The following is a 19,393-nucleotide window of genomic DNA, read 5'->3' as shown; positions in this document are numbered from 1 at the left end:
CTTTTCGCGCTACCGATGCAACGGAATCCTTCCTGCGTTTTTGCGACACTGTGATTTGTGCGGGAGCGAAAGGGTGCGGCCGACGCCATTCGTGAGCGGCTGGCGGAGGCCCGCGCGGGGCGTGGCGGGGCGGTGTTTGTCCACGGGGACGCGGGGATGGGGAAGACCTGGCTGCTCCGCGGGATCGCCGACGCCGGTTTCTACGTCGGACGCGCCCACGGCTCGCCCATCGCGTCGGGGGTGCCCTTCGACGTGATGGCCCAGGCCCTGGCGGCTCTCGGCGTCGGCGACCGGCCGGCCGACACCATGGCGGGCCGGTGTCACCGCATGTGGCAGGCCCTGAGATCGTGGTCGGGCGATCCGGTGGTGCTGGTCGTCGACGATCTCCATTGGGCGGACGCCGACTCGCTCACGCTGCTGGCGTTCCTGTGCCGCCGCCTGACCGCCTCCCGGGTGGCGGTCGTGGCGGCCCTGCGGTCGTGGCCGCCCGCCGCTCTGGATCTCGCGCGAGACCTGGAGGAGAGCGGGTGCGCGCGTACGGTCGAGCTCGAACCTTTGAGTGAGCAGTCGTCCGCCGCCTTCCTCGCCCGGCGGACCGGCCACGAGCTGCCGGCCCGGACGGCGCGCGCGGCGTGGGCGATGTGCGCGGGCAACCCGCTGCTGCTCGACCACGCCGCGCGGCTGCTCACCGACGGCGCGGATCTGGGTGCGCTGGAGACGCGACCGACCGATTTCATGGGCCGGGAGCTACTGGTCCGGCGGTTCGTCGGGGCGACGCCCGAGGCGATGCGCTGCGCGCGGGCGGGCAGCGTCCTGGGGCTGTCGTTCGACCCGGGGACGGCGATGGAGCTGGCGGGCCTGGACACCGAGGCGGGCGACGACACCGTCGCGGGCCTCCAGCGAGGCCGTCTCCTCCGGGAGGCTCCCGGAGTGCGGGTCGAGTTCGTCCATCCGCTGTTCCAGCAGATGCTCTACGAGGAGATGCCGACCTCGACCCGCTTACGGTTGCACGCGCGGGCGTTCGGCCTCCTGGTGCGGCGGGGGTCGTGGGCCGAGGCGGCCGAGCACGCGCTGCGCGGGAATCTGGCCGGCGACCCGCAGTCCCTCGCGGTGCTGGAGCGCGTCGGCCGCGACGCGCTGGCCGCCGGCGCGACCGAGACCGCCGCGCGCTACCTGGCGGGCGTCCATCGCCTGGCAGGAGACCACGCCGACCTGGGGCTGGGGCTGGCCGCGGGGCAAGCCCTCACTGCGGTCGGCCGGGCCGCCGAGGCGGTCGCGCTGCTCGGGGCCGTCTCCCGCCATCCCGCCGCCGACGTGGAGACCGCCGCGCAGGCCGCCTGGATGGCCGGCCGCGCCGGTTTCCTCACCGGCGACCATCGACAGGCCGAACGCGACCTCGACCGGGCCGCCGGCTTGGCGGCCGAGCGTGCCCCTTCGATCGCCGTCGAGGCGCTGCTCGACCACGCCAACTTCCGGCACCTGATCCAGGGAAGCCGGGCGCTCCCCTTCGCCGCTCGGGCCCGGGACCACGCCCGGCAACATGCGGCCGGCGTCGGCCCGGCCCTGCGCCGGAAGGTCGCCTCCGCGCACGGCTACATCGCCTTTCTCGGCGCCGACCTCGCCGGACTGGAGGAGGTCACCCGGGCCGCGCGCGAGATCCAGGACGACCCGGAAGCCCAGCTCGACGACGTGCAGGGCACCTGGGGCGTGCTGAGTAACCACGCCTTCGCCACCAAGTGGGTCGAGCGCTTCGACGAGTGCGAGAGGGCGTTCACCCAGGTGATCGCCGCCGCCGAGCGCGCCGGGGCGATCAGCACCCTGAGCATGCTGTACGCCTCCCGCGCCGAGTTGATGGTGCGGGTCGGCCGACTCCGCGAGGCCTTCGCGAGCGTGGAGCAGGCCCGGGCCATCAAGGACCTGGCCCCGATCTCGGAGCGCTACGTGGCCGCCGCCCAGACCTGGCTCCTGCTGCTGTCGGGCGACCTGGAGGAGTGCGAGCGGCGCTGCGCCCAGGTCGAGCGCAGCGCGTCGAGGCTGAGCGACGTCGGCACCCTGATCGTCGTTTGGTACGTCCGGGGCCGCCGCGCCCTCCATGAGGGCGACCTCGCCACGGCGTGCGCGCAGTTCGACCTGCTCGACGAGACGACCCAGCGGGTCGGCATCCTCGAACCGTGTCTGGTCCCCTTCGCGCGGGACGCCGCGGTGGCGTACACGAGAATCGGACGGCGCGAGTCAGCAGAGCGGCTGGTCGCGCGGCTCGAAGCGGTCTCGGCCCCGCTTCCCTGCGCCTGGCCGCGGATCGCGGCCGCGACCGGGCGAGCCCTCCTGTCCGACGACCCCGCCGTGACCGAGGCCGAGTTCGCGACCGCTCTCGCCCTGCACGACACCACCGACCAGCCCTTCGAGAAGGTGGAAACCCAGCTCCTCTACGGTGCTTGGCTGCGCCGGACCGGCCGGCCCGCGCGGGCCAGGCCGATGCTCGCCAACGCAGCGACCACGGCCGCCCAAGCCGGGGCACGCTGGCTCGCCGACCGGGCGCACGAGGAACTCCGCCGCGCCGACGGCCGCCGCCGTATCACCGACCCACAGTCGCTGACCCCCGCCGAGACCCGGACCGCGGCGCTGGCCGCCCGGGGGCTTACCAACGCCGAGATCGCCGAACGGCTGTCGGTCACCGTCAGAACCGTGGAGACCCACCTGAGCAGGGTGTACACAAAGCTGCGGATGTCCCGCCGCGACCTCATCCTGCGCGGCGTGACGCCCTAAACATCCGTGGTTCCCCCGATGCCCGCGTGAGCGGCCCGATCCGATCCTGGATGTGCCGAACTCACCCGCCGGAGGTTGCCCATGTCCCGACTCGCCGCCGCCATGGTGCTGCTGGTCGCCGCCGTTCTCGTGGTACTCCCGGCCCCACCCGCGTGGGCGGCCGAGTTGTGCAGTCTGAGGTTCGTCATCGGGACCGGGGATGACGGGATCCGGGACGACTCCCTGGAGATCATCAGGCTCGGCGAGAAGGTGTTCCTGTTCACCGAGCGCCCGCTCTACGCGCCGCCCCGGCCCTACCATCAGGGCGGCACGGGCAACCGGACCCACATCGAACACCGGTGGACGGGGTCCCTGCGCAGCTGCGCCACCTCTGCCGATCTGGCCAACGGCTTCACCATCGAGCACGTCAACTATGCCGACGACTGTTGCACCGACGAATGGTATCTGAAATACCTGCGCATCGAGGACCCGGTGAGCGGAGCCATCCTGGCCGAACTCACCGCCCCACCTGGCAGGGAGTACGTGCACCACTTCCAGAAGAACGCCGGTCAGATCCTGCGGATCCCGGTCGACGGCGAGCACCCGCCCGACCCTCCGGCCGATCCGGCCCGCACGTTCTGCCGGATGGAGTTCACCATCGGAATCGGCACGCACGGGCTCCGGGAGGACTCCCTGGAGATCATCAGGCTCGGCGACCTCGTGTTCCTCTTCGAGGAGCGCCCCGCGCACGCCCCACCCCGCCCCTACCACCAGGGCAACACCAGTGACCAGCCCGATGTCGAGTACACCTGGCGAACCCACCTGGCCGGCTGCGCCACCGCCGCCGACCTGGCCAACGGCTTCACCATCGAGCACGTCAACTACGCCGACGACTGTTGCACCGACAACTGGAGCCTGCGGTCTCTGCGCGTCCGGGATCTTGATTCGGGCCGCATCCTGCTCGATCACGCCGCGCCTTCGGGCAAGGATCTGCACCTCTTCAAGAAGAACGCCGACCAGTTCTACACCACGATCGACCACGACAGCGACGGCGACGGGCTCAGCGACCGGATTGAGCTGCACGGCATCCGCGACCAGGGCGTCGTCGACACGTGGCTGCCCGACCACGGCTCCGACCCCTGCCGCGAGACCATCGCGGTCGAGATCGACTGGCTCCACGACATCGTCGGCGACGTCAGCGATATGCCCGACCGAGCCGCGATCGACGAGGCGATCGCCATGTTCGCCGACGCCCCGCGCGGCCCGCAGGACTTCTGCCCCTATGGGCACCTTCCCGCGGCGGGCGTGCAACTGCTCGTCGACCTGGACGAGGGCATCCCCGTCAGCCAGGAGGAACGGATGCGGCCGCTGGTCCACGCGCCCTACCAGGTGCTGCCCTACTACAGATTCGCCGATGCTCACTTCTCAGCGGTCCGCAGGGGCCTGTTCCGTTACAACCTGTGGGGCTACCGGGCGGACGACACCAACAAGAGCGGGAGTTGCTGCACGAAATGGGGCTTCGTGGTCACTCTCGGCACCATTCAGAATCCGTCGGTACGGGTGCAGAGCGGGGCCTTCGTCCACGAGCTCGGACATGCCCTGGGACTCGCGCACGGCGGTCACGACCACGTGAACTACAAGCCGAACTATCTGTCGGCGATGAACTACGCCTACTCGTCCATCGGCATCCCCGACTACGTCGCATGGGACCGGCACAGGGAACGGCTCGGCCCGGCCATCGGCCGGGGCAACCGGCTCGAACAGGCCCTCGAGGAGGTCAGCACGATCGACTACTCCAGAAGCACGCTCTGGCCGCTGCGCCGCTGGCGGCTCGACGAAGGCCGCAACGGGCTGGGAACCGGCCGGCACGCCATGGCCACCTGGTGGGACAACAAGGGCGTCCGGCACATCGGCGACGCCTCCGAGCCGATCGACTGGCATCCCGAGGACGACGGAGTCGTGGAAGTCGACGTCAACGGGGAATTCCAGCTCTGCGTCGAGGCCGCCGACGGGAGCCTGGAGAGCCCGCGGGCGGACGACGACAGCGTGCAGGACGGCAAGATCTACGCGGGACTCGACGGAGTCTGCGACAGCCACCCCGCGCTGACCGACCGGGCCGTGGTGCCCCAGGGCTTCGACTACCCCGATGAGCACAAGTACAAAATTGACGACGGCGTGCTGGTCGGCTCCGACGACTGGTCGCGGATCCGGATCGCCCCCGGTTCCGGCGACGACCTCCCCGCTCCCGGCGACGTGCCGGAGATGACCACCGACGAGATCATGGCGTACCGCGCCCGTTTCCTCGACGCCGTCGTGGCGGCCGACAGCCCGAAGCCGGTGACGGCGCCGCGCTGGGGTTACGCCTACATGGACCGGGCCACCCCCGCCGAGGCCCCGCTGGGGGCGGTGACCTCGCTCACGACCTCAGGACAGTGGAGCACCGGGCGCCTCGACCCGGCCACCGCCAACCGGCGCGCCACGGTAGTGCACACCGGCACGGGCACCTACGACGTCCGCCTGCCCGGGGTGGCCTCGCCCGGCGGGATCGCGCACGTCACCCCGTACCGGACCGCCTACCGGGGCCGCACCTGCGGCGTCACCGGGTATGCGCCCGACGGGCCCGACCAGCTGGTCCAGGTGCGCTGCTTCAAGGAGAACGGCGCTCCGGCCGACTGGTGGTTCACGGTCTTCTTCGCCGAGTTCGGCCCCGGCACGACCCCCTATGCCACGATCCGGTACGACGACACGGCCGGCGGCGTCCATACGGTGAATCCCGTCCTCAACACGGGCACGGTGAACTCCGGCGGCGGCGTCAATCGCGTCGTCCGTGCGTCCGCGGGCCGCTACCAGGTCACCCTGGACGGCCGGGCGTTCACCGACGGGACCGGGTACGTCCAGGTCACGCCCTACGGGAACGGCGCCCCCGCCCGGTGCAACCCGGCGGCCACCCAGCCTGGGGACGATCGCCTGGAGATCACCGTCGTCTGTCATGCGATCAGCGGCGGCGCTCCCACCGACTCGCCCTGGCTGCTGTCCTACACCCAAGGCGCGGGACTCCACCGGGACGTCACCACACCGGCCGCGTACGTCACCGTGACCGGCGACGTGGACCCCGCCCGTTCCCACAGCAGCAGCGGCGAGACCCCCGCCCTCACCCGGCTCGGCACCGGCAACTACCGGCTGACCTGGGAGAACCTGGGGAAGGTCGGGGACAGTGTCCAGGTGACCTCCACCGGCACGGGCGGCGGGTACTGCCATCTGGGCAACGTCAACTCCTACGCCGCCGCACCCCGGGTGACGGTCGACGTCTGGTGCCACACCGCCGCGGGAACCCCCGGTGACAGCCCGTTCGCCCTGGCCTATCTCCGCATTCCCTGACCGGCCCATCGGGCGATCCGGCGGAGCAACCCGCCGGGCCGTTCGTTCTCTCGTTCGGCCAGAGCCGCCAGCACTCGCTGCGCGGCCAGGTCGGCGATCTCGCGCCGGTGGGCCTCCTCCTCGGCCCGCCGCTCCTGCTCGCGCCGCCGTTCGGCCCGTCGTGCCAGGGCCAGGTCACCCGCCCACGCCAGCACCGACAGCGCGGTCCCACCGAGCAGGCCGGCCCAGAACAGCGAGCGGCTCGCCGCCTTCTCGGCCGGGACGTCGGTGAAGGTGCCGTAGGGGCCGGGCTCAGGGTTCTGCGCGTTGGCGCGCACCTGCTCGCGTACCCATCGCAGGCCGGGGCCCCCGTAGTCGGGAGAGACCGCCTCGGGTTTGAGCTGGTCTTCAGCGTCCTGGCCGGTCCGGTCGAAGGAGCCCTCGTACACGACCTCGTAGTCCCAGTCCGTCCCGAACCAGGTCGGGCTCACCCGGGGCATTCGCACGACGGTGCTGGACCCGCTCCGGGCTACCATCGGATCGGCCACCGTGAAGCTGGCCCCTCCCGCGGCCCGGTATTTTCCGGTTGGTGGAGTCGAGGGGCAGAGCTCGGTTTCTCGCGGCGGCGACGGGCGGTCGACGGAGTGGTAGACCCGCATCGGAACGCACCCCGATGCCGGGATGGCGGGCCGGGCCCGTTCGCCCGGGTCGAACGTAGCCAGGACCTCGACTGCCAGGCTTGATCCGTCGGACACGCGCAGCGTGATCTCGACGTCGTGGGCCGGTCCGAAGATGATCATTCCCACCGTTCCAGGCTCGGTGACGACGGGGAAGGAGGGGATGGCCGCCTGATACTGCCACCACCCGGCAAGCGCCAGCACGACGGCGCCGGAGATCAGGAACAGCGGGGTCCGCCACGCCCGCGCGACGACCATGATTCGACGATGCCAGGTCCAAGGCGGGGGCGCGCGGATTCCATGCTGAGGTGCCGATCCATCGATAGGCACGGCCGGTGTCTGAGTGGCGTCGGCCGGAACTCGAACTGGGACGAAACGGACTGTCGTCTTCAAGGGCCGCCAGACAACCCCAGGTGGGCGGCGGGGGCCCTTGACGAGTCAAATGAACGCTTTTTTAATTCCCAGGAGGGAAGCGTTTCGCCCGCCAAGCGCTTGTTGGGCATCCCCGATCCCGCAGGACGTCGCCTCCCAGCCGAGAATCCCCAGCACAGACGGGAGTGGCCAATGAAGGTGCAGATCGACTCCGAGCGCTGCCACGGGCACGGTCGCTGCTACGACCTCGCGCCCGCCCTGTTCGGTGAGGACGACGAAGGGTACGGGGCGGTGGTGGGTGGCGGCGCGGTTCCCGCGGGGCAGGAGCCGGGGGCGCGGCTCGCGGCGTCCAACTGCCCGGAACGTGCGATCGGGCTCGTGGACGGGGGCGTCCGATGAGCGGTGAGGACCGGTTCGGCGCGGATCTGGAGAACGCCCGCAGGAACCGCGGGCCCGTGACGATCAGTGAGATCGTCACCGATCCGGTCTCCGACTGGGCGACCGATTTCTCCCATGTCGATCCGGCGTGGGCGGCGGATCCGTACCCGATCCAGGATGATCTGCGGCGGCGTTGCCCGATCGCGCACACCGAGCGGTTCGGCGGGGCGTGGCTGCCGACGCGGTACGAGGACGTGGCCGCCATCGCCTACGACACCGATCGGTTCTCCTCCCGCGCGATCGTCGTGAGCCATGTGCGCCCGCCGCGTGAGGAGGCGCCGGTGGGCGGCGTGCCGCCGATCTCGTCCGACCCGCCGTTCCATCACGACGCCCGCAAGTTGCTGCTGCCGGCGTTCACCAAGAGCGCGGTGGCCAAACGGGAGGAGGCGACGCGGGCGTTCTGCCACGAGCTGATCGACTCCTTCGAGGGGCGGGACGTCGTGGACGCGGCGTCCGAGTACGCCCAGCACATTCCGACGCGGGTGATCGCCGACCTGCTCGGGCTGCCGCCCGGCGACGGCGAGAAGTTCCGCGAGTTCGTCGAGAACGCGCTGGAGAGCGTGAACCGGCCGCCCGAGGAGCGCGCCGAGCGGTTCGGCATGTTGTCGGACTACCTGGTGGCCCAGATCCAGGACCACATCGAGCACCCGCGCGACGACCTGACGAGCTTCCTCATCGACGCCGAGCTGTACGGCAGGAAGCTGGAGCCCTCCCACGTCGTCGGCACGATGATCCTGCTGCTCATCGCGGGCATCGACACGACGTGGAGCGCGATCGGGGCATCGTTGTGGCATCTGGCCAGGACCCCGGCCGACCGGGAGCGGCTGGTGGCCGAGCCTGGGTTGTTGCCGACGGCGATGGAGGAGTTCCTGCGGGCGTACGCGCCGGTCACCATGGCCCGGCTGGTCAAGGAGGACATGCGCTGGAACGGCGTGGACATGAGGGCCGACGACTGGATCCTGCTGTCCTTCCCCGCCGCCAACCGCGACCCGGCCCAGTTCGAGCGGGCCGACGAGGTGGTCATCGACCGGGAGGTCAACCGGCACGCCGCGTTCGGGCTGGGGATCCACCGCTGTGTGGGCTCGCATCTGGCGCGCATGGAGCTGAGGGTGGCGCTGGAGGTGTGGTTGTCGCGGATCCCGGTGTTCGGGCTGGCCGATCCGTCCGCGGTGACGTGGGCGGCCAGCCAGGTACGCGGTCCGCGCACGCTGCCCCTGAGTATCGGCTGAGCCGGCGGGCCCCTGAGCATCGGCCGTGCGGGCGGGGCCGGGGCCCCGCCCGCCTCACCCGGCCTGGACGTCTCCGCCGACTGGCTTCTAGAATCGCGATCTAGAATAAACGTCCAAAACTGAAGGTGGGTCATGCCGCATCGGATCTATGTCGACGGTGAATGGGTGTCGCCGAGCGGCGGCACCGCGATACCGGTGGTCAACCCCGCCACCGAGGAGCCCTTCGACGAGGTGCCCGCAGCCGGGGCCAAGGACGTGGCGCGGGCCGTGGAGGCGGCGTCCGCCGCACTGCCCGCCTGGTCGGCCCGGCCCGCCGCCGAGCGCGCCGAGTTGTGCGCGGCCGTGGCGGTCGCGCTGGGGGAGCGGGCCGGCGAGCTGGCCGAGACGATCGTGAACGAGCTGGGCATGCCGCTGTCGCTGACCCGGGCCATCCAGGTGGGTTCGCCGATCCGCACCTTCGCCTCGATGCCCGAGATCGCGGCGGGCGTCGAGTTCGAGGAGCGGGCCGGGGCGTCGGTGATCTACCGCGACCCGATCGGCGTCGTCGGCGCGATCACCCCGTGGAACTACCCGCTGCACCAGATCGCCGCCAAGGTCGCCCCGGCGCTGACCGCGGGCTGCACGGTGGTGCTCAAGCCCAGCGAGGTCACCCCGCTCAACGCGTTCGTGCTGGCCGAGGTGATGCACGCGGCCGGGTTCCCCCGGGGCGTGTTCAACCTGGTCTCCGGGACCGGGCCGGAGGCGGGGGAGGCGCTGGCGGCGCACCCGCTGGTGGACATGGTCTCCTTCACCGGCTCCACCCGCGCCGGGCGGCGGGTGGCGGAACTGGCCGCCGCCGGCGTCAAACGCACCGCGCTGGAGCTGGGCGGCAAGTCCGCCAACGTGCTGCTCGACGACCTCAACGGCGACGGGTTCGAGGACGCCGTGCGCAAGGGCGTCGCCGCGTGCTACCTGAACTCCGGCCAGACCTGTTCGGCGCTGACCCGGCTGCTGGTCCCGCGTGAACACCTGGCCGAGGCCGAGCGGATCGCCGCGGAGGAGGCGGCCACGTACACGCCCGGCGACCCGCGTGACCGCGTCACCCGGCTCGGGCCGCTGGTCTCCGGGGTGCAGCGCGAGCGCGTACGCGAGCATCTGCGTGCCGCCGCCGGCGACGGCGCGACGATCCTCACCGGCGGACCCGACGCGCCCGACGGGCTGGAACGCGGCTTCTACGTGCGGCCGACCGTGATCACCGGCGTCGCGCCGCAGGACAGGATCGCGCAGGAGGAGATCTTCGGTCCCGTCCTGGTCATCCTGCCCTACGACGGCGAGGACGAGGCGGTCGCCATCGCCAACGGCACACCGTACGGACTGGCGGCGGGGGTGCGCGCCGCGGACCCGGAACGCGCCCGCCGGGTGGCCAGGCGGCTGCGGGCCGGGCAGATCCGGATCAACGACGGGGCGCACAACGGCCTGGCCCCCTTCGGCGGCTACAAGCAGTCCGGCTACGGCCGCGAGTACGGCCGCTTCGGCCTGGAAGAGTTCCTCACCACCACGTCCGTACAGCTCTGAGCCCGGGGAAGACACATGCGAGGCGTTATCCTGCGCGAGGCCGGCAAGCCCGTCGAGGTCAGCGACGAGCTGACGCTGCGGCGGCCCGGACCGGGAGAGGTGCGGGTGCGGCTGCGCGCCGCCGGCGTCTGCCACTCCGACCTGTCCATGTGCGAGGGCAGGCTGCCCGCCCGGCTGCCGATGGTGCCCGGCCACGAAGGGGCGGGCGAGGTGGTCGAGCTCGGCCCCGGCGTGAGCGGGCCGCCGGTCGGCACGCACGTCATCCTGTCGTGGATCCCGCCCTGCGGGACCTGTCACCTCTGCCTGGGCGGCCAGCCGAACCTGTGCACGAGCGTGACCCCGCCGTCGCCGCCCACGCTCAGCATCGCCGGCGAGCCCGCGCACGCCGGGCTCGGCGTGGGCTGCTTCGCCGAGGAGACCGTGGTCGACGCGCGGGCCGCCATCCCGATCCCGGACGACGTGCCGTTCGACGTGGCCGCGGTGGTCGGCTGCGCGGTGCTGACGGGCGTCGGAGCCGTGATCAACACCGCCCGGGTACGCCCGGGATCGTCGGTCCTGGTGATCGGCTGCGGCGGCGTCGGCATCAACGTGATCCAGGGCGCCAGGCTGGCCGCCGCCGCCACCGTCCTGGCCGTGGACCCGTTCCCGGACAAGCTGGTGGCCGCCAGGGCGTTCGGCGCCACCCACGTGAGCACCCCCGACGGGCTGGCCGACGCGGTGAAGGAGCTGACCGCCGAGGGCGGCGGGTTCGACTACGCCTTCGAGGTCGTGGGCCGGTCGGCGACGATCAGGCAGGCGTGGCGGGCCACCCGGCGCGGCGGCACGACCGTCGTGGTGGGCGCGGGCAGCGCCGACGACCTGGTGTCCTTCAGCGCCGCCGAGCTGTTCTTCACCGAACGCCGGCTGGTCGGCTGCCTGTACGGCTCCGGCGACGTGCGCACCGACTTCGGCCGCCTGCTGCGGTTGTGGCGGGCCGGGCGGCTCGACCTGGACGGCCTGATCACCAGGCGCATCGGCCTGGAGGAGGTGGGCGAGGCGTTCACCGCGATGGGGTCGGGCGAGGTGATCCGGTCGCTGGTCACGTTCTGATCCGGTGATCACCCCGCCCGACACGTCCAGGGCCGTCCGGCCCGGATGGGTGCGCGTGGACTGCCACGTGCACACCGTCGCCTCCGGCGATGCCACCACCACGCTCGACGAGCTGGCCGAGCGGGTGGCGGCCTGCCGGATCGACGTCGTCTGCCTGACCGACCACCACCACCTGGCCGGTACGGCGGAGCGGCTGTCGCGCGCGGTCGGCGCCCGGGTCGTGCCCGGCGAGGAGATCCGCACCGGCTCGGGGGAGCTGATCGGCCTGTTCCTCACCGAGCGGGTGCCGTACGTGCTGCCCGCCCCCGAGGTGGTCCGCCGGATCCGCGCGCAGGGCGGCATCGTGTGCGCGCCGCACCCGTACGACCCGCTGCGCTCCGGAGCCGGGGCCGGGCTCGGCGCGATGTGCGAGGCGGGGCTGATCGACGCGGTGGAGGTGTTCAACGCCAAGACCGCCGACCCCCGGCACAACCTGGCCGCCCTCCGCACGGCGCTGGCCCGCGACCTGCCCGGCACGGTGGGCTCGGACGCGCACGACCCGGAGGGGGTGGGCGCGGCCTACCTGGAGATGCCCGACTTCGACGGCCCCGCCGCCTTCCTGGCCGCCCTGCGCGAGGCGGAGCACTACGGCGAGTACCGGCCGCACGCCCGCCGCTACACCCCTAGGCAGGTCTGAGCCGGCGCGAGATGCCCCTGGTCAGGACCGAGCGGCGGCCGTCGGGCCAGCGCACGTACGCGGCCCCCACCTGGCCGCCGGGGCACGGCCCGTCATAGGCGAGGGGCACGGGCAGATCGCGCAGGGATCGCCGCACGTCGAGCTTGGGCACGGGAGGCAAAGTCACAAAGGTCATCATCCCGGACGCGGCAGTGATCAATTGCGGGCGGTCACCGGAAAGGGCAAATGTTGTTTTCGCGATAGTTAAACTTCAGCGGGAGGAGAAACGGCCATTGGGGCGGGAGTGACTGGTGATCGAAAAGGCTGAGGGAACCGCCGCGTCCGGAGACGCGGTCGGCCGGGTCCTCGGCACTCAGGCCGCCTCGCCCCTGTCGTTCTGGATCGGCCTGGAGCCCGGCCGCGTCGTCCAGCTCGACGACGTCGTGGTGACCAGGCGCGAGGTCCCGGAGTTCGGCCAGGTGCTGGTCGCGGGCGTGGTGTCGGCCGTCGAGGCCAGGCACGAGGGGGCCGGGTTCGACTCCGACGTGTTCCTCATCGCCGACGGCGTGCTGCCCGCCGCGGTCGTGGAGATCGCCGAGGTACGCGTCACCAGGGTCGAGCCGGAGGTCTTCGTCCCGCCGCTGCCCGGCGCGCCCGTCTACCGCGCGCGCAGCGGCGATCGTGACCGGGCGCTCTACTTCGACGTCATGGACCGGCGCATCCCCATGGGGCTGGGCCGCGACAACGAGCCCATGTACGTCAATTTCGATTTCCTGGACGGCACCCGCGGCGCGCACGTGTCGATCTCCGGCGTTTCCGGCGTGGCGACGAAGACGTCGTTCGCGACGTTCCTGGTGTATTCGATATTCAACTCCGGCGTGCTCGGCGCGGAGGCCGCGAACACCAAAGCGCTGATCTTCTCCGTCAAAGGCGAGGACCTGCTTTTCCTCGACCACGCCAACACCCGGCTGGACGCCGCCGCGAGCGCCCGCTACGAGCGGCTCGGCCTGCCCGCCGCGCCCTTCGGCAGCGTCCACGTGTTCGCGCCGCCGCGCGCGGGCGACCCCAACGGCGTACCGGACGTCATGGCCAGGACGCAGGGCGTCAGCGCCTACTACTGGACGCTGCGGCGGTTCTGCGCGGAGGAGTTGCTGCGGTTCGTCTTCACCGACGCCGACGACGAGCGGGCCCAGTACTCCCTGCTCGTCGGCCAGGTCGCGGCCCGGCTGCAGTCCTGGGCCGAGCCGGCCGGCGAGGGCGGCGCGGTGCGCGTGCGCCGCCCCGACGGCAGCGCGGGCCCGGTCTGCCGCACCTTCGCCGACCTCGCCGACTTCGTCGCGGACCAGCTCACCGACGAGGGCACCCGCGCCGCCTGGACGGGCGCCCCGACGCCGCTGGGCACCGTCAACGCCTTCCTGCGCAGGCTGCGCAGCGCGGTACGGCCGCTGTCGCCCATCGTCAGGGGCGACCTGCCCGGCGACGGCGGCCACGAGATCGCCACCTCCGGCGCGCAGGTGTCGATCGTGGACCTGCACAACCTGCCCGAGCGGGCCCAGCGGTTCGTGGTCGGCGTGACCCTGCGCGGCGAGTTCGCCCGCAAGGAGAGCTCCGGCACGGCCAGGCCGCTGTTGTTCGTGGTGCTGGACGAGCTGAACAAGTACGCGCCCCGCGAGGGCGACTCCCCGATCAAGGAGATCCTGCTCGACGTGGCCGAACGCGGCCGATCCCTGGGCGTGATCCTCATCGGCGCCCAGCAGACGGCCTCGGAGGTGGAGCGCCGCATCGTGGCCAACTGCGCGGTACGCGTGGCCGGGCGGCTCGACCCGGCCGAGGCCACCCGCCCCGAGTACGGCTGGCTCCCGGCCACCGCCAGGGAACGTGCCACGATCGCCCGGCCCGGGACCATGTTCGTGACCCAGCCGGAGATCCCCGTCCCGCTCGCGGTCACCTTCCCCTTCCCCGCCTGGGCCACCCGCCCCGCCGAGGCCAAGAAGACGGTCACCCGGCGCGGCCCCGACCCCTTCGCCGGGCTGCCCGGCGCCGCCGACGACGACATCCCTCCCTTCTGAGGAGCCGCGATGAAGATCCTGCACACGGCCGACTGGCACGTCGGCAAGGTACTCAAGGGACGCCACCGCATCGACGAGCACCGCGCCGTGCTGCGTGAGCTGGTCGAACTGGCCCGCACGGAGGACGTGGACGCCGTCATCGTGGCGGGTGACCTCTTCGACACCTCCGCCCCCACGCCCGAGGCCCAGTCGCTGGTGCTGAACGCCCTGCTGGCGCTGCGCGAGGACGGCCGCGACATAGTAGTGCTCGCGGGCAACCACGACAACCCGCACCTGCTGGAGGTGTACCGGCCGATCCTGGGCAGGCTGGGACTGCACGTCGTGGGCGCGTTCCGGCGTCCCGACCAGGGCGGCACCCTGGACTTCACGGCCCGCTCCGGCGAGCCGGTGCGGCTGGCCGTGCTGCCGTTCCTGTCGCACCGCTACGTCGTACGCGCCGCCGACGTGCTCGCCGGCACCCCCGCCGAGCACAACCGGGACTACGCCGCCCGCATCGCCGAACTCGTCGAGGCCCTCACCGCGGGCTTCGACCCCGGCACCGTCAACCTCGTCACCACCCACGGCACGCTGCCCAGCGGCAGGTTCGGCGGCGGCGAGCGGCGCGCCCAGTCGATCTTCTCCTACTACTTCGAGCCCACCGTGTTCCCGCCCTCCACCCAGTACGCCGCGCTCGGCCACCTGCACCGCCGCCAGCAGATCCCCGGCCCCTGCCCGATCTGGTACAGCGGCTCGCCGCTGGCCGTCGACTTCGGCGAGGAGGCCAACACGCCGGGCGCGCTGCTGGTCACCGTGGAGCCCGGCCGCCCCGCCGCCGTGCGCGAGGCGACGATCTCCTCGGCCCGCGCCCTGGCCACCGTGACGGGCACGCTGGAGGAACTGGAGGCCATGGCGGCCGGGTACGCCGAGACCTGGTTGCGGGTGATCGTGGCGGAGCGGCCGCGGCCGGGGCTGGCCGACGCCGTACGCGAGATCCTGCCCACGGCGCTGGAAGTCGGCGTGCACGAACGTTTCCAGCCGGTGCGCGACGCCCGCCGCACCGCCGCGCCCGGCGAGGCACGCGGCCCGCGCGAGTTGTTCCGCGACTACCTGGCCGCCTCAGGACGCCAGAACGAGCAGGTCTCGGCCCTGTTCGACCGGCTGCACGAGGAGGTGACCGGCTGATGCGCCCGCTGCGGCTGCGCCTGGACAACTTCGGCAGCTTCCGCGAGCCGGTCACGGCGGACTTCTCCGACGTCGAGTACTTCGTCCTGGTCGGCCCGACCGGCGCGGGCAAGAGCACGCTCATCGACGCCATCTGCTTCGCCCTGTACGGCACCGTCCCCCGCTGGGGCAGCCAGAACGTCATCGCCCACGCGCTGGCCCCGTCCGCGATCGCCGCGAAGGTCGCGCTGGTCTTCGAGACCGCCGGCCGCAGGTACGCCGTGGTCCGCGCGCTCAAACGCGACGCCAAGGGCAAGGTGCACACCGCCGAGGCGCGCCTGGACGAGCTCGACCCGGCCGTGCCCGCGGACGCCGAGCTGGACGACCTGCTCGAAGCCGTCATCGCGCCCGTCGCGGAGGGCGCGGCGGTCACCGCCGAGGTGCAGCGGATCACCGGTCTGGAGTACCGCTTCTTCACCCAGTGCGTGGTGCTCCCGCAGGGCAGGTTCGCCGAGTTCCTGCACGCCCAGCCGCGCGAACGGCAGGACCTGCTGGTCCAGCTCCTCGACGCCGACGTCTACGAGCGGATCAGGCAGCGCGCCGTGCAGGACGGGAACGTCGCCACCCAGGCGGCGGGCTTCGCACGCGAGCGCCTGGCCCGCCTCACCGACGCCGACGAGGCCGCCGAACGGGCCGCCACGGCCGGGCTGGCCGCGCTGCGGACCCTTGACGAGCAGGTCAGAGGCGAGCTGGAGGCGCTGAGAACCTCCGATGAACAGATCGCCCGGCTGTCGGAGGAGCGGGAGGTCACCAAGGGCCGGCTCGCCGCGCTGACCGCGCTCGCCATGCCCCGGCAGGCGCCGACGCTCGCGGAGAACGCGCGGGAGGCGGCCAAGGAGGTCGCCGCCCGTACGGCCGACGCCGAGGCCGCCGACGCCGCGGAGCAGCGGGCCGAGGACGAGCTGGCCGCCCTGGACGATCCCGGGCTGCTGATGGGCGAGCTGAAGGAGCTCGAAGAGCACGAACGCGTCGTCACCGAGCTGCGCGAGGCCGAGACGAGGGCCGCCAAGACGCGGGCCGCGCTCGAACCGCTGGCCGCGGAAGCCCGCGCATGCGAGGCCGCCCTGGCCGGGGCGAAACAGGACAGGGACCGGCTGCGGGACGCGCACGCGGGGGCCGAGCTCGCCCGCCGGCTGGTCGTCGGGCAGGAGTGTCCCGCGTGCCTGCGGCCGGTCGAGCACCTGCCGCATCATCCGGAGGCGGCCGGGCTGCGCGAGGCCGAGCGGCGGGTCAAGGCCCGCGAGACCGAGTCAGAACGGGCCAGGACCCGCCACACCGAGGCGGAGACCCAGACCCGCCACTGGGAACAGACGGCCCGCGAACTGGCCGCCCGCCTTCAGAGCACTGTCGAAGAGAGCACCGCGGCACGTGCCGAAACCACACAAGAGCAGCCGGCCTCCGACGCTGCCGCGGCCGCCTCCGACGATGCGGCAGCGGTCTCCGACGACGCCGCAGCGGGCTTCGGCGGGGCCGGGGTGGCCTTCGACCGCGCCGGGGTCGAGGAGCGGCTGGCCGCTGATCGGGCGGCGGTGGAGGAGCGGCTGGCCGGGGTGCGCGGGGCCGAGCGCCGGGCCGCCAGGCTCAGGCAGGCCGCCCGCGACGCCCGGACCAGGCTCACCGCCGCGAGGAACGACGCCGACGAGCTGACGGGCAGGACCGACCGGCTCTGGCGCGACCTGGAGACCGCCCGCGACACCGTGGTGCCGCTCGGCGCGCCGCCACTGGAGCGCGCCGACCTCCACGACGCCTGGACGGGCCTGCTCGCCTGGCGCGACGAGGCGGCCGTACGGGAACGGTCGGAGCTGACGGCCCAGGACGAACGCGTCACCGAGGCCAAGCGCCGCGCGGGACGTACATGGTCCGACGTGGTCTCCCGGCTGAGCGCGCACGGCGTGGACGTCCCCGACGACGCCCCCGCCGCCCGGCTCGGCGAGCTGCTGGTCGCCGCGATCGCACGCGCCCAGGCACACCTCGCCCGGGTCCGGGAGAATTGCGCCACCGCCAGGGAGCTCGACGAGCGGGCCGCCGCCGAGGAGGAGCGCGCCAGGGTGGCGAAGGAGCTTGCCCAGTGCCTGCGCGCGGACGCTTTTGAACGCTGGCTCTGCACCGAGGCGCTCGACCTGCTCGTCACCGCCGCCTCCGGCATCCTGCGCGAGTTGTCCGACGGCCAGTACGAGCTGGCACTCGGCGGCAGGAACGAGATCGAGGTCATCGACCACGCCGAGGCCGGCATGCGCCGCAACGCCCGCACGTTGTCCGGCGGCGAGACGTTCCAGGCCGCGCTGGCGCTCGCACTGGCCCTGTCCGACCAGGTGGCGGGGCTGTCGGCGACGGCGGCGCGCAGCCTCGACTCGCTCTTCCTCGACGAGGGCTTCGGCAGCCTCGACCCGGCCGCCCTGGACACGGTGGCCACCACGCTCGAACGCCTGGCCGGCGGGCGCGAGCGCATGGTGGGAGTGATCACGCACGTGCCCGCGCTGGCCGATCGTATCCCCGTCCGTTTCGAGGTCTGGCGCGACGCCAAGGGATCGCATCTGTGCAGAACCACGACCTGACAACCGCCTTCACCGTCGATCCGTGGGATCCCGGATACACGGCGGCGCTCAACGCCGAGGCGCTGGCCGAGCTGGACGCCACCAGCGCGCAGCTCGACCTCGACGTGGAGCTGCCCGCCGCCCGCTGGCGGCCGGTCACCCCGGACCCCGGCATCCCGCCTCCCGGAGTGCTGCTGATCGCCGACGGGGTACGCAGGATCGACGCCCGCCTGTGGACCTACGGCGCGAACGGCGAGGAGCCCAGGCCGGGACTCGCCGCCTCCTGCGCCGCCGGAATCGTCCGCTGCACGCCCGGGGACGGAACGCCCGCCGCACTGGCCGCCGTGGAGGTGAGCCGGTCGGTGTTCAGCGCCTCGCCGCACCTGGCCGACATCCTCACCAGGTCCGCCGGCTACCGGGCCCGCCGCGCGGCCGACTCCGGCATGGACGAGCTGGTCCTGGCGCTCCAGCGGCACCTCACCCAGCTGGAGGTGGACCTGGCCATCCGCCACAGGGCCGAGACGGACGAGGACGACCTGCTGCTGGTGGACGGGCCGTTGCGGGGGCGTACGCACCTGCCGCGCACGGCCGGCTACATCAAGACCCACCACACGGCCTACCTGCCGGCCGCGCAGGCCGCCACCGTGTCGGACCTGCGGCCGGGGCAGCGCACCCCGATCTTCCTCATGGGCACGAGCTGGCGCCGCCACGCCTGGTACGTACGGCTGCCCGCCGGCTCCGACATGCCCTGGGCGGGCGTCGTACGCTGCGAGGCGAACGCGGACCTGGCCCTCGACCACCTGCTGCACCTGGCGGACTCGCTCACCCACGCCCTGCCGTCCCTCGCGGGCGTCGCCTACAAGGACCCGCGCGCCCCGCAGAACCTGGTCCCCATCGGCGGGCTGGAACGGCTGCTGCGCCACCGCCTCGGCGACGCCCGCCTCCTCTACCGGGCCCTGCGCGCCGCCGCCGCCCGGCACGGCCGCACGCCCGAACCGGCCTCAGAGGGAATCTGACCCGGACTCCGCGCCGGGGAGGGGATCGGCCGCCCGGATCGCCGCCTCCACCGAGGGCTCGATCAGGAAGAAGTCCAGCAGCCCGCTGATCGACAGGATCTGCGCCACGCGGTCCGGCACGTCCGACAGGACCAGCGAGAAGCCCTGCTCGCGGCTCTCGTTCAGCAGCAGCACCAGCACGCCCACCCCCATCGAGTCGCAGAACGTCAGGCCGCCCAGGTCCAGGATCAGCCCGGCGGAGGTGGCCGTCTCCCGGGCCTCGTGCACCTCCCGGTGCAGCAGGTCCGCCCACTGGTAGTCGAGGTCGCCGCCGGCGCGGACCACGAGGAAGCCTTCGTGCAGGCTGATCGACACGCTCAAGCGCCGGGCGGAATCGCTCTTTCCGCTCATGAATCTCCATCGTTGGCCGGATGAGGAGGGTGAGCAACCCTCAGGAGGTGTTCGTCCGTTCCCGCCGG

At 72.6% G+C, this 19,393-nt stretch carries 14 protein-coding genes; 11 read left to right on the top strand and 3 right to left on the bottom strand.

The features are described 5' to 3' along the window. The first annotated feature begins 57 nt into the window (after positions 1–57). Both AB0I81_RS30830 and AB0I81_RS30825 read left to right on the top strand, forming a co-directional pair. Positions 58–2,766 (top strand): AAA family ATPase, encoded by a 2,709-nt coding sequence (locus AB0I81_RS30830; protein ID WP_360663508.1) that lies wholly within the window; start codon positions 58–60, stop codon positions 2,764–2,766. 81 nt (positions 2,767–2,847) lie between these two features. Continuing rightward, complete coding sequence (locus AB0I81_RS30825) at positions 2,848–6,123, top strand: hypothetical protein (RefSeq protein ID WP_360663506.1); 3,276 nt, start codon at positions 2,848–2,850, stop codon at positions 6,121–6,123. Here AB0I81_RS30825 and AB0I81_RS30820 read toward each other — a convergent pair. After that, a complete protein-coding gene (locus AB0I81_RS30820; RefSeq protein WP_360663504.1) occupies positions 6,105–7,037 on the bottom strand; it encodes a hypothetical protein in 933 nt (310 codons plus the stop codon). The genes AB0I81_RS30825 and AB0I81_RS30820 overlap by 19 nt on opposite strands. Positions 7,038–7,343: 306 nt before the next feature. Here AB0I81_RS30820 and AB0I81_RS30815 point away from each other — a divergent pair, with 306 nt between their 5' ends. The 5 genes from AB0I81_RS30815 to AB0I81_RS30795 all read left to right on the top strand — a co-directional run bounded on the left by AB0I81_RS30815 (position 7,344) and on the right by AB0I81_RS30795 (position 12,137). Next, the gene (locus AB0I81_RS30815; protein WP_360663502.1) at positions 7,344–7,550 is read left to right on the top strand and encodes a ferredoxin; all 207 of its coding nucleotides are present in this window, start codon (positions 7,344–7,346) and stop codon (positions 7,548–7,550) included. Beyond that, on the top strand, positions 7,547–8,818 hold the full coding sequence (locus tag AB0I81_RS30810) for a cytochrome P450 (protein ID WP_360663500.1): 1,272 nt from the start codon (positions 7,547–7,549) through the stop codon (positions 8,816–8,818). The genes AB0I81_RS30815 and AB0I81_RS30810 overlap by 4 nt, the downstream gene beginning before the upstream one ends. 132 nt (positions 8,819–8,950) lie before the next feature. Next, a complete protein-coding gene (locus tag AB0I81_RS30805; RefSeq protein WP_360663498.1) occupies positions 8,951–10,372 on the top strand; it encodes an aldehyde dehydrogenase family protein in 1,422 nt (473 codons plus the stop codon). A 15-nt stretch (positions 10,373–10,387) separates the two neighbouring features. Continuing rightward, positions 10,388–11,461: a Zn-dependent alcohol dehydrogenase gene (locus AB0I81_RS30800; protein WP_360663496.1), complete on the top strand. Its 1,074-nt coding sequence runs from the start codon at positions 10,388–10,390 to the stop codon at positions 11,459–11,461. A gap of 4 nt (positions 11,462–11,465) precedes the next feature. Beyond that, on the top strand, positions 11,466–12,137 hold the full coding sequence (locus AB0I81_RS30795; RefSeq protein WP_360663494.1) for a PHP domain-containing protein: 672 nt from the start codon (positions 11,466–11,468) through the stop codon (positions 12,135–12,137). Here the strand turns inward: AB0I81_RS30795 and AB0I81_RS30790 are convergent. Beyond that, positions 12,124–12,303: a hypothetical protein gene (locus AB0I81_RS30790; protein WP_360663492.1), complete on the bottom strand. Its 180-nt coding sequence runs from the start codon at positions 12,301–12,303 to the stop codon at positions 12,124–12,126. The two genes, AB0I81_RS30795 and AB0I81_RS30790, sit on opposite strands and share 14 nt — an antisense overlap. A gap of 124 nt (positions 12,304–12,427) precedes the next feature. On the opposite strand from AB0I81_RS30790, the gene AB0I81_RS30785 reads away from it, so the two are divergent. Genes AB0I81_RS30785 through AB0I81_RS30770 form a run of 4 tightly spaced genes read left to right on the top strand, consistent with a single transcriptional unit; the run spans position 12,428 to position 18,935 of the window. After that, positions 12,428–14,185: an ATP-binding protein gene (locus AB0I81_RS30785; protein ID WP_360663490.1), complete on the top strand. Its 1,758-nt coding sequence runs from the start codon at positions 12,428–12,430 to the stop codon at positions 14,183–14,185. A gap of 9 nt (positions 14,186–14,194) precedes the next feature. After that, complete coding sequence (locus tag AB0I81_RS30780) at positions 14,195–15,346, top strand: exonuclease SbcCD subunit D (protein WP_360663488.1); 1,152 nt, start codon at positions 14,195–14,197, stop codon at positions 15,344–15,346. After that, positions 15,346–17,940 (top strand): SMC family ATPase, encoded by a 2,595-nt coding sequence (locus AB0I81_RS30775; RefSeq protein WP_360663486.1) that lies wholly within the window; start codon positions 15,346–15,348, stop codon positions 17,938–17,940. Before AB0I81_RS30780 ends, AB0I81_RS30775 begins: the two co-directional genes overlap by 1 nt. Continuing rightward, positions 17,922–18,935, top strand: a complete 1,014-nt coding sequence (locus AB0I81_RS30770; protein WP_360663484.1) for a hypothetical protein — start codon at positions 17,922–17,924, stop codon at positions 18,933–18,935. The genes AB0I81_RS30775 and AB0I81_RS30770 overlap by 19 nt, the downstream gene beginning before the upstream one ends. Here AB0I81_RS30770 and AB0I81_RS30765 read toward each other — a convergent pair. After that, entirely contained in the window at positions 18,921–19,325 is a 405-nt protein-coding gene (locus tag AB0I81_RS30765) for an STAS domain-containing protein (RefSeq protein ID WP_360663482.1), read from the bottom strand. The two genes, AB0I81_RS30770 and AB0I81_RS30765, sit on opposite strands and share 15 nt — an antisense overlap. Positions 19,326–19,393: the final 68 nt, after the last annotated feature.

Source organism: Nonomuraea sp. NPDC050404 (genome assembly GCF_040655495.1).
In the GTDB taxonomy this organism is placed as follows: domain Bacteria; phylum Actinomycetota; class Actinomycetes; order Streptosporangiales; family Streptosporangiaceae; genus Nonomuraea.
Note: the sequence above shows the minus strand (reverse complement) of the source record. Positions and strands in the feature narration are given on the sequence as shown.